Origin of the sequence: Frigoribacterium sp. VKM Ac-2859 (assembly GCF_013204925.1) — a bacterium.
Taxonomy (GTDB): domain Bacteria; phylum Actinomycetota; class Actinomycetes; order Actinomycetales; family Microbacteriaceae; genus Frigoribacterium.
This window is the reverse complement of record NZ_JABMLC010000002.1, coordinates 1606034-1617815: the sequence shown is the minus strand read 5'-3', so window position 1 is coordinate 1617815 and position 11782 is coordinate 1606034. Positions and strand designations below refer to the sequence as shown.

Below are 11782 nucleotides of genomic sequence, written 5' to 3'. Positions count from 1 at the left end.
AAGCCACAAGCAATGCCAGGGTATAATTTGGCATTTGACAATGTGCACGCTGTTGAGTTCTCAAGGACCAAACGCACCAGGGACCCAGCCTTGAAAGACCTTTGCCCTGAGCGGTTCTGTAACCTTATGCACTGACCGACTATGCCGAGACCGTGCCGACGCCCCTTGCGGAACGAGCCGTAACTCTACATCATCTTGATCAGTGTTCGCAACTCACTTGGTCCGAGGCTGTGAAGCAACTCGAGGACTTGGAAGTTGGTCCCACTTGAGGGCCGGGGAAGCTTCGCTCCGCCCGCACCTTTGGGGTGACAAGTGATTACTTTACGCAGCCCGCGACGGGTATGGCCAAACTGCGTGCATCCCGGGCGTGTCGCCCGCCACGTCCCGAGGGGACGCCGCCGCTACCCGAGGGGCAGCACGAGCACGGCGCCCAGGGACACCGAGGCGATGACGATCCACGAGGCCAGGCCCACGAGGAAGGCGCGGCCCCCGGTGCGGACGAGGCGCTCGAGGCGGATGCCCGACCCGAGGCCGACGAGTGCGAGCCCGAGCAGGACCGACTGGACCGTCCCCGCGGTCGCGAGCAGCGCCTCCGGAACCGGGATCACCGTCCGGACGACGACCGCGACGGCGAAGCCGACGACGAACAACGGCACGATCGGCGGCCGGGCGCCGGCGTCGGCACCCCGTCGGCGGACCACGGTCGACGTGATCGCCACGATCGGGGCGAGCATCAGGACCCGCGTGAGCTTGACGATGACCGCGATCGCGAGTGCGGCCACTCCGGCGGTCTGCGCCGTGGCGACGACCTGACCGACGTCGTGCACGCTCGCCCCCACCCAGGCGCCGAACTCGAGGTCGGTCAGACCGACCCACCCTCCGATCAGGGGCAGGACGGCGATCGCGACCGTGCCGAACAACGTGACCAGAGCGACGGGAGTCGCGGCGTCCTTGCCGCGATCGCGGGTCACGGCACTCATCGCGCCGATCGCCGACGCCCCGCAGATCGAGAAGCCGGCCGCGAGCAGGAGGGCTTGGTCACCGGGGAGCCGGGCCCATCGGCCGAGCAGGTAGGTGACCGCGAACGTGAGCCCGAGGATCGCGATCACGACGACGACCGTCGCCCACCCGAGTCCGGCGACGTCGACGAGGCTGAGCTGGAGCCCGAGCAACACGACGCCGATGCGCAACAGTCGCTTCGAGGCGAAGGTCAGTCCGGGCTTGCCGCTGCCGTCGATCACCGGGCGGAGGGGCCGGACCTGGGCGGCCGCGATGCCGAGCAGGACGCACCAGGTCAGGACGGGGACCGCCGGCAACACGAGGTGCAGGCCCCACGCCACCCCGTAGGCGACCCCGGCCAGCAGGAGCCCCGGCACCGGATTCGCGCGCGGCGGCGCGTCGACGGCGGCGGGGCTCACCGGGCGGGCCTAGACCCGGTTCTTGGCGGGGTTGATCAACGAGCCGAGGCCCGAGATCGCGACCTCGACGGTCTGGCCCGACGTGAACGGACCGATGCCGGCGGGCGTGCCGGTCAGGATGACGTCCCCCGGCAGGAGGGTGAAGACGTCGGTGACGTACTCGATCAGCTCGGGGATCTTGTGGATCATCTGCATCGTCGACTCGCGCTGCATGACCTCGCCGTCCACCCGGGTCTCGATGGTGGCGTCCGTCCAGTCGAATTCGTTCTCGATGTAGGGGCCGAGGGGCAGGAAGGTGTCGTAGCCCTTCGCGCGGGTCCACTGGCCGTCGGCGTTCTGCACGTCGCGGGCCGTGACGTCGTTGGCGACGGTGTAGCCGAACACCACGTCCTGGTAGTCCTCGGCCTTCACGCGCTTGGCGATCGACCCGATGACGATGGCGAGTTCGCCTTCGAAGTCGACCCGGCCGACGTCGGGCGGGAGCTGGATCGAGTCGCCGAAACCGATGACCGTCGTGTTGGGCTTGAGGAACAGGATGGGCGCCTCGGGCGCGGACTGGCCGAGCTCGTCGGCGTGGTCCTGGTAGTTCAGGCCGACTCCGACGACCTTGGACCGCGGGATCACCGGCGCGAGCAACTTGGCCTGACGCAGGGAGACCCGCTCGCCCGTCGTCTCGTACCCGCTGTACATGGGATCACCGGCGAGGACGATGAGCTCGCGCTCGTCGACGATGCCGTAGCGGGGGTCTTCTCCGGGCGTGGCGAAACGGGCGATCTTCACGCGTCGAGCCTAGTCATCCAGCCGTGGACATCGGGACGGCGGCCGTACTGGATGTCGGTCAGCTCTTCGCGCAGGGACATGGTCAGTTCTCCACCGGACGCGGCGGGCGACCCGATGTGGATGCCCTCGCCCTTGAGTTCGGCGATGGGGACGACGACGGCGGCCGTGCCGCACGCGAAGACCTCGACGATGTCACCGGACTCGACGCCGTCACGCCACTCGTCGATCGTCACGCGACGACGCTCGACGCGGTGGCCCCGGGCCTCGGCCAACTCGAGGATCGAGTCGCGCGTGATGCCCTCGAGGATCGAGGCGCTGTCGGGGGTGACGAGGGTGCCGTCCTTCTTGACGAGCACCACGTTCATCCCACCGAGCTCTTCGATGTAGTTGCTCTCGGACGAGTCGAGGAACAGCACCTGCTGGCAGCCGTTCTCGTAGGCCTCCTGCTGCGGCAGCAGGGACGACGCGTAGTTGCCGCCGGTCTTGGCCGCACCCGTGCCACCTTTGCCTGCTCGGGCGTAGTTCGTGGTCAGCCAGATCGAGACCGGAGAGACGCCGCCGCTGAAGTAGGCCCCGGCCGGACTCGCGATCACGTGGTACGACACCTCGTGGGCGGCCCGGACCCCCAGGAACGCCTCGGTGGCGATCATGAACGGCCGGAGGTACAGGCTCGTCTCGGGGGCCGACGGCACCCAGTCGAGATCGGCCCGCACGAGTTGGCGGACCGACTCGACGAAGTCGTCGGTGCTGAGCTCGGGCAGCGCGAGTCGGCGGGCCGAGCGCTGCAGGCGGCGACCGTTGGCGTCCGGCCGGAACGACCAGACCGAACCGTCGGCGTGCCGGTAGGCCTTCATGCCCTCGAAGATCTCTTGCGCGTAGTGCAGCACCGACGCCGAGGGGTCGAGTTGCAGCGGGCCGTACGGGTGGACGGACGCCGCGTGCCACCCGTCGGCGAGGGTCCACTCGATGGTCACCATGTGGTCGGTGAAGTGCTTGCCGAAGCCGGGGTCGCTGAGGATCGTCTCGCGTTCGGCGTCGTCGCGTGCCGTCTCGGACGGCGTCAGCTCGAACTGCAGCGGGAAGTCGGCCGAGTCGTCGGTCGGGGCGGAGACGTTGTCGGTGGTGGTCATGATGCCCTTCAGGCGGAGGCAGACGGGGACAGGGTGCGCACGCGGTCGGCGATCGCCGTGCCGATCTCGTCCGTGCGGCGGGCGGGGACGGACGCGTCACGCGAGGCGCGGTCGGCGATGTCGGCGTCGACGGCCCGGGTGACGCGGGCGGCCGCGTCGGGCAGGCCGAGGTGGTCGAGCAGGAGGGCGACGGAGAGGATCGCCGCCGTCGGGTCGGCCTTCTGCTGACCGGCGATGTCGGGGGCGGAGCCGTGCACGGGTTCGAACATGCTCGGGAAAGCGCCGTCGGGGTTGAGGTTGCCCGATGCCGCGAGCCCGATGCCGCCGCTGATGGCGCCGGCCAGGTCGGTGAGGATGTCGCCGAAGAGGTTGTCGGTGACGATGACGTCGAACCGGGAGGGGTCGACCACGAGGTGGATGGTGGCCGCGTCGACGTGCTGGTAGTCGACGGCGACGTCGGGGTACTCGGCGGCCACGGCGTCGACGGTGCGCTGCCAGAGGCTGCCCGAGAACACGAGCACGTTGGTCTTGTGCACGAGGGTCAGGTGCCCACGACGACCGCGGGCCTTCTCGAAGGCGAAACGCACGACGCGCTCGACGCCGTGCGCCGTGTTGACGCTGACCTCGTTCGCGATCTCGTGTGGCGTGCCCTGCCGCAGCGCGCCTCCGTTGCCGACGTAGGGACCCTCGGTGCCCTCGCGGACGACGACGAAGTCGACCTCGCCGGGCGCCGAGAGCGGCGACGGGACGCCGGGATGGACCTTGGTGGGCCGCAGGTTGACGTAGTGGTCGAGGGCGAAGCGCAGCTTCAGCAACAGGCCACGCTCGATGATGCCGCCCGCCAGCCGCGGGTCGCGGGGGTCGCCGCCCACCGCTCCGAGCAGGATCGCGTCATGCGACGCGACGGCCGTCAGGTCGTCGTCGGTCAGGATGTCGCCCGTCTCGAGGTAGCGCGCCGCACCCAGCGAGAAGGTCGTGACCTCGAACGTCGCGTCGTCGCCGGCCGCGACCTCGAGCACCTTGAGGGCCTCCGCGACCACCTCGGGGCCGATGCCGTCTCCGGGGATGGCGGCGAGTCTGACGGTGCGGGGCATGGTTCTCCTGGCGTCTCGGGGGGCTCGCCACACTTTACTAGTGGGCAGGTGGGCCGCGCGGGCCCCGCGGCCGGCTCGGGCCACCCGTGCCGGGGTGGCCCGGACGACCCGGGGCCTCAGTCGGCCGAGGAGGCGCGGCGGAGGGTCGTGAGGGCGACCACCACCGCGGCGACCATCACCAGTGCCCCGACCCCGGCCGTGGCGACGAGACCGTGGTCGAAGGCGGCGGTGGCGGCGTGCAGCAGGGGGCCCGCGAGCGACTCGGGAAGCCCGTCGGAGACCGCCACCGCGCCTCCCAGGGTCTCGCGGGCCGCCTCGCCCGCCTCGGTGGGCACGCCGGCGGGCACGACCAGGGCACCCCGGTAGATGGCGGTCAACATGCTGCCGAGCACGGCGGTTCCGAGGACGGCACCGACCTCGTAGGCGGTCTCGGACACCGCCGAGGCGGCCCCGGCCCGGTTCGCGGGCACGGCCGCGATGATCAGGTCGTTCGAGATCGTCTCGGCCGCGCCGACGCCCAGGCCGACGAAGGCGAAGGCCACGACGAACACGACCACGGGGGCCCCGGCGCCGGTGGCGAAGACCGCCGCGTAGGCGAGGGCGGCCGAGGCGAGGCCGATCGCGACGATGGTGCGCGGGCGGAGCCACCGGACGACCCGCACGACGCCGAGGCCCGCCAGGATCATCACCGCGAGACCGGGCACCAGCGTCAGCGCGGCCTGCAACGGCCGCAGCCCCACGACGAGTTGCAGGTGCTGGGTCGTGAAGAACAGGAAGGCCACGAGCGCCACGACGGCGAGCAGGTTGACCAGGACCGATCCGGCGAACACCGGGTTCGTGAAGAGCCGCACGTCGAGCAGCGGACGCGGGCGGGCGAGCTGACGCCGGACGAACAGCCAGCCCGAGCCCACGCCGACCACCGCCAGGGCGGCGACGGGCCAGACGAAGCCGTCGGTCGCGAGCAGCTTGATCGCCGCGACGACCGGCGCCATGGCCGCGAGCGACAGCAGCACCGAGAACGGGTCGGCGGGCCCCGGCGCTGGATCGCGGCTCTCGGTGAGCAGCAGCGGGCCGGCGATCAGCAGGGGGACGAGCACGGGCACCGCGACGAGGAACACCGAGCCCCAGGCGAAGTGCTCGAGGAGCACGCCGCCGACGATCGGGCCCAGGGCCGATCCGGCGGCGAAGCCCGAGGCCCAGACGGCGATGGCGAGCCGGCGCTGCTCACGGTCGAGGAAGGTGCTGCGCAGCAGCGAGAGGGTCGCCGGCATGATCATCGCGCCGAAGAAGCCCAGCACGGCTCGTGCCGTGATGAGCTGCTCGGCGCTCGTGGAGAACGCGGCGAGCACCGAGACCACGGCGAATCCGCTCGCACCGGTCAGCAGCAGCTTGCGGCGGCCGAACCGGTCGCCCATCGACCCCATGGCCACGAGCAGGCCGGCGAGGACGAGCGAGTAGACGTCGACGATCCAGAGCTGGCCCGCGGCGCTCGGCTGCAGTGCGGTCGAGATCTCGGGCAGGGCGAAGCTCAGCACCGTGTTGTCGACCGAGACGAGCAGCACCGGCAGCATGAGCACGACCAACGCGGCCCACTGTCGTCGGCCGGCACGCGGCGGGACGCCGGTCGGGGTCGTGGCGGTGACGGTGGCGGGGCGGGGCATGGCGTTCTCTCGCGGTCGGTGGAGTGGTGGGTCGATCGGTGCGCGCACCGCCTGGCGTCGGCGGCCCGACGAGGGCAGGAGGCGCGGGTGCCGACCGTCCGGACGGTACAGTTACACCGTCCAGACGGTACAGTAACAGAATGAGCCCTCGACCGTCAGCCCGGGAATCGATGCTCGACACGTTCGAGACGCTCGTCGTCGACGACGGCGAACGCGCCGCGACCTTCGATGCCGTGGCCGCCGCGGCCGGGGTCTCGAAAGGCGGCCTGCTCTACCACTTCCCCACGCGCGAGGCGCTGGTCGACGCCCTCGTCGACCGCCTCACCGCGCTGCTCGACGACGACGTCGCGGCGATGACCAGCGCGCCGGAGGGCGTCGTGGACTACTTCGTCCGCACCTCGTCACCCGCGGCCATCCCGGCCGACGACCCGCTCGACCGCTGCATCACCGCCGTCTCGAACCTCGCGGCGAGCGGACGCCACCCCCGGGCACTCGAGGCCCTCACCGCCATGCAGTCCCGCTGGCACCAGGTCGTCCTCGACGCCGTCGGCGACCCCGCGGTCGCCCGGGTGGTGTCGCTCGTCTCCGACGGGCTCTACTTCACGCCGCGGCCCTTCTCACCGGTGGACTCGGGCGGCGACCCGCGCCACGACACGTCGATCGACGACGTCATCGCCGTGCTGCAGCGGCTCGTGCCGCGACGCTGACCCGCGCCTCCTGCGGTCCGGTCAGACGGCGACGATGCAGGCGGGGCTGCCGAGGGTGAACAGGTCGACGGGGGCCCCGGGCAGACCGGTGGCCTCGTCGACGGGCAGCACCGAGACGGTGTCGGAACCCTGGTTGGCGCAGTAGAGCAGGCCGTCGGCGATGGTGAAATGCCGCGGCCACTCGCCGCCGCACGGCACCTGACCGACCAGGCGGAGCCGCGAGGGCTCGCCGCCGTCGGACCCGCCCTCGGCGTCGACCGAGGTCTCGAGCACGCTGATCGTGTCGCGGCCGCGCGTGGCGACGTAGACCCGCGAGCCGTGGACGGCCAGGTGCGACGGGAGGTCTCCCCGCTCGTTGGGCTCGCCCTCGACGACCGCCACCGAGTACGGGATGACGAGATCGTCTCCCTGCCTCCGGACGACGTACAGACGGGCGTCGAGCTCGCCCACGACGAGCAGGTCGTCGCCGAGGAAGGCGAGGTGCCGCGGGCCCGAGCCCGCGGGCATCGGGTGCACGCCGACGATCGACGGTTCGAGCGTGACGACGTCGACGGCGACCTCGATCAGCCGGTCGGTGCCGAGGTCGCTGACCAGGTGGGTGCCCCACGGGGTCGCGACGATCTGGTGGGCGTGCGGCCCGCCCTGGCGGTCGGCGACCGGGCCGGAACCCGACGGGAGCGCGACGGTCGCCGTCACGCGTGCCGGGTCGGTGGCCTCGGAGCTGAGCACGCCGAAGGTGCCGCCGACGTAGTTCGCGACGAGCAGGGCGTTCGAGGCCGGGTCGTGGGCGATGTGGCAGGGCGAGGCACCGCCGGACGCCGCGACGCCGGCCTCGACCAGGCGGCCCGCGGCGATCGTGTACGACAGCACGCGGCCCTCGTTCGTCTCGGCGACCGCGTGCAGGGCTCCTTCGGTGACGACGAGGAACGACGGGTCGTCGGCCTCGACGACCTGCCCGGCCTGCCAGCGACCGTCGGCCCTCGACCGCTCGAGGACGGTGATGCCGAGGCCGTGGCCACCGCTGACCGCGGTGTACGAACCGACGTAGAGACGCTGGGGACCGGACGGGCCGAGGTCGCTCATGCGCGGCCGGCGGTGGGGTCGTCGCCGGCGGCGATGCGCTCGTGGTGGTGGATCACCTCGGCGACGATGAAGTTCAGGAAGGACTCGGCGAAGGCCGGGTCGAGCCGGGCCTCTTCTGCCAGGCGACGCAGGCGCTGGATCTGCACGCGCTCACGTTCGGGATCGCTCGCCGGCATGCCCGCCGCCGCCTTGAGCAGGCCGACCGACTGCGTGTACTTGAACCGCTCGGCGAGCATGTGGACGAGGGCGGCGTCGATGTTGTCGATGCTCTGGCGGATGCCCGAGAGTTCGTCGATCGCGCCCTGGTCGGCCGAGCTGAGGGGGCTGTCCGCCCCGAGAGGACTGTCGAGTGCCATGCACCGACCCTATCGGCGCGCCCGACGACGGGGCCGCCGACGGACCGCCACGGACGAAGGAGGCGCGTCCCGCTCTCGCAGGACGCGCCTCCTTCACGGCCGGGTCGCCCCGCGCGGGGCGGGCCGGGATCAGTCGACCAGCGTGAGCGTGACCTCGACGTTGCCACGCGTGGCGTTCGAGTACGGGCACACGTGGTGGGCCGCGTCGGCCAGCTCTTGACGACGCTCGGGCTCGACGTTCGGCGTGTAGATGTCGAGCTCGACCGCGAGGCCGAATCCGCCCTCGCCGTTGCCGCCGATGCCGACGCTCGCCGAGACCTCGGCGTCCTTCGTGTCGACGCCGAGCTTCTTGCCGGCGCCGTGCATGGCGCTGAGGAAGCAGGCCGCGAAGCCCGCCGCGAACAGCTGCTCGGGGTTGGTGCCCTCACCGGAACCACCGAGTTCTTTGGGGGGCCGCGTGTCGAAGTCGAGTCGGTCGTCTTCGCTGCGGACGTGGCCGTCACGACCCCCACCGGTGGCGTGGGCGATGGCGGTGTAGGCGATGTCGAGTGTCATGAGGAGAAGACCATACCTAGATTCTGGGAGTTGGCTCGGTGGCGGGTGAGTGTGGTAGCGCGGCTCAGCCGAGCAGGTCGTGCCGCTGCACGATGGCGTCACGGCCCGGGCCCACGCCGATCGCCGAGATGCGGGCGCCACTCATCGCCTCGACGGCGAGCACGTAGTCCTGCGCGGCCTTCGGCAGGTCGTCGAAGTCGCGCGCCCCCGTGATGTCTTCGCTCCACCCCGGGAACTCTTCGTAGATCGGCGTCGCGTGGTGGAAGTCGCTCTGCGAGACGGGGACCTCGTCGTGCCGGACGCCGTCGACGTCGTAGGCCACGCAGACCGGGATCGTCTCGAGGCCGGTGAGCACGTCGAGCTTGGTCAGCACGAAGTCGGTCACGCCGTTGATCCGCGCCGTGTAGCGCGCGATCGGGGCGTCGTACCAGCCGCAGCGGCGAGGACGGCCGGTGGTCGTGCCGAACTCGAAGCCGTTGGCCCGGAGGAACTCGCCCGAGGCGTCGAAGAGCTCGGTCGGGAACGGCCCGGCGCCGACGCGGGTCGTGTACGCCTTGACGATGCCGATGACGCGCTCGATGCGGCCCGGCCCGATGCCCGAGCCGGTCGAGGCGCCTCCTGCGGTGGCGGACGACGAGGTGACGAACGGGTAGGTGCCGTGGTCGACGTCGAGCATGGTCGCCTGGCCCGCCTCGAAGAGGACGGTCTTGTCGGCCTCGAGCGCCTGGTGGATCTCGAGCGCCGTGTCGGCGACCATCGGCTTGAGCCGCTCGGCGTACGACAGCAGCGACTCGACGACCTCGTCGACCTCGATCGCGCGACGGTTGTAGATCTTGACGAGCAGGTGGTTCTTCTGGTCGAGGGCCGCCTCGACCTTCTGGCGCAGGATGCCCTCGTCGAAGATGTCCTGCACGCGGATGCCGACGCGGTTGATCTTGTCGGCGTAGGTCGGGCCGATGCCTCGACCGGTGGTGCCGATCTGGCGCTTGCCGAGGAAGCGCTCCGTCACCTTGTCGAGGGTGCGGTGGTAGTGCGTGATGACGTGCGCGTTGGCGCTGACCCGCAACCGGGAGACGTCGATGCCACGCGCGATCAGCGCGTCGAGCTCGTCGAAGAGCACCTCGATGTCGACGACGACGCCGTTGCCGATGACGGGCGTCACGCCGGGCGAGAGGATGCCGGAGGGCAGCAGGTGCAACGCGTACTTCTGGTCGCCGATCACCACGGTGTGGCCGGCGTTGTTGCCGCCGTTGAACTTGACGACGTAGTCGATGCGGCTCGACAACAGGTCGGTGGCCTTGCCCTTGCCCTCGTCGCCCCACTGGGCTCCGATGATCACCACTGCTGGCATGGGTTTCTCCTCACGTCGGGGGAACGCACCGGGTGAGGTGCACTTGAGTCTACCGACAGGCTCGTCCGGGCCGCCCGGACGGCCCGGGACACGTCGCGGAGGCGCGGCGCGCGACCCGCGGGACACCGCCGGTGGCCATTTGTGGTCACGTACGACAAACTGTGCCCATGAGTCTCGTCGCCGGGGTCGACTCATCGACCCAGAGTTGCAAAGTCGTCGTCCGTGATCTCTCGACGGGCGAACTCGTCCGGCAGGGGTCGGCCGGGCATCCCCAGGGCACCGAGGTGCCCCCGGCGGCCTGGTGGGAGGCGCTGCTCGCGGCGATCGCGGACGCCGGCGGCCTCGACGACGTCGCCGCGCTCTCGGTCGCCGGTCAGCAGCACGGCCTCGTCGCCCTCGACGCCGAGGGACGCGTCGTCCGCGACGCCCTGCTCTGGAACGACACCCGCAGCGCCCCGGCCGCCCGCGATCTGATCGACGAGCTCGGGGCCGAGCAGTGGGCCCGACGCACGGGCTCCGTCCCCGTCGCGTCGTTCACCGCGACCAAGCTGCGCTGGCTGCGCGACGCCGAGCCCGAGAACGCCGCGCGGGTCGCCGCGGTGGCCCTGCCGCACGACTGGCTCACCTGGCGCCTCCTCGGTTTCGGTCCCGCCGACGAGAGCCCACTCGGGCCCGACCTCGACGCCCTCGTCACCGACCGCTCGGACGCCAGCGGCACCTCGTACTGGAGCCCCACCGGGGAGGCGTACGACCTCGAGCTCTTCGAGCACGCCTTCGGTCGCGGGGCACGCGAGGCCACCGGCTCCCCCGCGGGCGATGCCGGGCGCGTCGTGCTGCCGCGGGTGCTGCAGGCCGACCAGGCGGCCGGGACGACGGTCGCGGACGGCCCGATCCCGGCCGGCATCGTGGTCGGCGCCGGCGCGGGCGACAACGCCGGGGCGGCCCTCGGCCTCGACGCCACGGTCGGCGACCTCGTCATCAGCATCGGCACGAGCGGGACGGCCTTCGCCGTCACCGACCGGCCCGTGACCGACCCCGGCGGCACGGTGGCCGGCTTCGCGGACGCCGCGGGTGGCTACCTCCCCCTGGTCGCCACGCTGAACGCGGCCCGGGTGCTGTCGTCGGTCGGCGGACTGCTCGGCGTCGACCACGACGAACTGGCCCGTCTGGCACTCGCGGCCGAGCCCGGCGCCGGCGGGGTCACGCTGGTGCCCTACTTCGAGGGCGAACGCACCCCCGACCTGCCCGACGCCACCGCGACGCTCTCGGGCCTGACCCTGGCGAACTCCACCCGCGAGAACCTGGCCCGTGCCGCCGTCGAGGGCATGCTGTCGGCACTGTCCGACGGTGCCGCCGCCGTCCGCCGACAGGGCGTCCAGGCCACCCGCGTCCTCCTCATCGGCGGGGCCGCGCTGAACCCGGCCGTCCAGGCCGTCGCCCGCCAGGTGTTCGACCTGCCCGTCGTCGTGCCCGAGCCGGGCGAGTACGTCGCCGACGGCGCGGCACGACAGGCGGGCTGGGCCCTCTCGGGGACGCGACCGACCTGGACCCCGGCGACCAGCGCCTCCTTCGAGGCCGACCTGCGACCCGCCGTCGGCGAGCGCTACCGGGCCGCGCAGGGGCTGGGGTCGTTGCCCCGCCCGTGAC

General features: G+C 71.7%; 11 protein-coding genes. 2 read left to right on the top strand and 9 right to left on the bottom strand.

Going from position 1 to position 11782, the window contains the following annotated elements:
* Positions 1-401 precede the first annotated feature (401 nt).
* From HQQ78_RS15550 to HQQ78_RS15530, 5 genes are all read right to left on the bottom strand, one after another.
* Positions 402-1418 (bottom strand): putative sulfate exporter family transporter, encoded by a 1017-nt coding sequence (locus HQQ78_RS15550; RefSeq protein WP_173154697.1) that lies wholly within the window; start codon positions 1416-1418, stop codon positions 402-404.
* A gap of 9 nt (positions 1419-1427) precedes the next feature.
* Positions 1428-2198: a fumarylacetoacetate hydrolase family protein gene (locus HQQ78_RS15545; RefSeq protein WP_123570867.1), complete on the bottom strand. Its 771-nt coding sequence runs from the start codon at positions 2196-2198 to the stop codon at positions 1428-1430.
* Complete coding sequence (locus tag HQQ78_RS15540) at positions 2195-3328, bottom strand: branched-chain amino acid aminotransferase (RefSeq protein WP_173154694.1); 1134 nt, start codon at positions 3326-3328, stop codon at positions 2195-2197. Before HQQ78_RS15540 ends, HQQ78_RS15545 begins: the two co-directional genes overlap by 4 nt.
* Before the next feature lie 8 nt (positions 3329-3336).
* Entirely contained in the window at positions 3337-4422 is a 1086-nt protein-coding gene (locus HQQ78_RS15535) for a 3-isopropylmalate dehydrogenase (protein ID WP_055978277.1), read from the bottom strand.
* A gap of 116 nt (positions 4423-4538) precedes the next feature.
* Positions 4539-6083 carry an MFS transporter gene (locus HQQ78_RS15530; RefSeq protein ID WP_173154691.1) on the bottom strand — a complete coding sequence of 515 codons (1545 nt, stop codon included), beginning with the start codon at positions 6081-6083 and terminating at the stop codon, positions 4539-4541.
* A gap of 140 nt (positions 6084-6223) precedes the next feature.
* Between HQQ78_RS15530 and HQQ78_RS15525 the strand changes: the two genes are divergently transcribed.
* A complete protein-coding gene (locus HQQ78_RS15525; protein WP_199736284.1) occupies positions 6224-6790 on the top strand; it encodes a TetR/AcrR family transcriptional regulator in 567 nt (188 codons plus the stop codon).
* Positions 6791-6811: 21 nt separating this feature from the next.
* Here the strand turns inward: HQQ78_RS15525 and HQQ78_RS15520 are convergent, their stop codons facing one another.
* From HQQ78_RS15520 to HQQ78_RS15505, 4 genes are all read right to left on the bottom strand, one after another.
* Positions 6812-7873, bottom strand: a complete 1062-nt coding sequence (locus tag HQQ78_RS15520; RefSeq protein WP_173154688.1) for a beta-propeller fold lactonase family protein — start codon at positions 7871-7873, stop codon at positions 6812-6814.
* Positions 7870-8229 (bottom strand): chorismate mutase, encoded by a 360-nt coding sequence (locus tag HQQ78_RS15515; RefSeq protein WP_123570871.1) that lies wholly within the window; start codon positions 8227-8229, stop codon positions 7870-7872. Before HQQ78_RS15515 ends, HQQ78_RS15520 begins: the two co-directional genes overlap by 4 nt.
* A gap of 129 nt (positions 8230-8358) precedes the next feature.
* The gene (locus HQQ78_RS15510) at positions 8359-8784 is read right to left on the bottom strand and encodes an organic hydroperoxide resistance protein (protein ID WP_055978271.1); all 426 of its coding nucleotides are present in this window, start codon (positions 8782-8784) and stop codon (positions 8359-8361) included.
* 64 nt (positions 8785-8848) lie between these two features.
* Positions 8849-10135, bottom strand: a complete 1287-nt coding sequence (locus HQQ78_RS15505) for an adenylosuccinate synthase (protein ID WP_055978268.1) — start codon at positions 10133-10135, stop codon at positions 8849-8851.
* A gap of 167 nt (positions 10136-10302) precedes the next feature.
* Between HQQ78_RS15505 and HQQ78_RS15500 the strand changes: the two genes are divergently transcribed.
* Positions 10303-11781, top strand: coding sequence for a xylulokinase (locus tag HQQ78_RS15500; protein WP_173154686.1), 1479 nt, complete (start codon positions 10303-10305; stop codon positions 11779-11781).
* Position 11782 lies beyond the last annotated feature (1 nt).

Coding starts and splice junctions, on each gene's coding strand:
- HQQ78_RS15540 (WP_173154694.1), bottom strand. CDS start 3,328: ATGACCACCACCGACAACGTCTCCGCCCCGACCGACGACTCGGCCGAC.
- HQQ78_RS15535 (WP_055978277.1), bottom strand. CDS start 4,422: ATGCCCCGCACCGTCAGACTCGCCGCCATCCCCGGAGACGGCATCGGC.
- HQQ78_RS15530 (WP_173154691.1), bottom strand. CDS start 6,083: ATGCCCCGCCCCGCCACCGTCACCGCCACGACCCCGACCGGCGTCCCG.
- HQQ78_RS15525 (WP_199736284.1), top strand. CDS start 6,224: ATGAGCCCTCGACCGTCAGCCCGGGAATCGATGCTCGACACGTTCGAG.
- HQQ78_RS15520 (WP_173154688.1), bottom strand. CDS start 7,873: ATGAGCGACCTCGGCCCGTCCGGTCCCCAGCGTCTCTACGTCGGTTCG.
- HQQ78_RS15515 (WP_123570871.1), bottom strand. CDS start 8,229: ATGGCACTCGACAGTCCTCTCGGGGCGGACAGCCCCCTCAGCTCGGCC.
- HQQ78_RS15510 (WP_055978271.1), bottom strand. CDS start 8,784: ATGACACTCGACATCGCCTACACCGCCATCGCCCACGCCACCGGTGGG.
- HQQ78_RS15505 (WP_055978268.1), bottom strand. CDS start 10,135: ATGCCAGCAGTGGTGATCATCGGAGCCCAGTGGGGCGACGAGGGCAAG.
- HQQ78_RS15500 (WP_173154686.1), top strand. CDS start 10,303: ATGAGTCTCGTCGCCGGGGTCGACTCATCGACCCAGAGTTGCAAAGTC.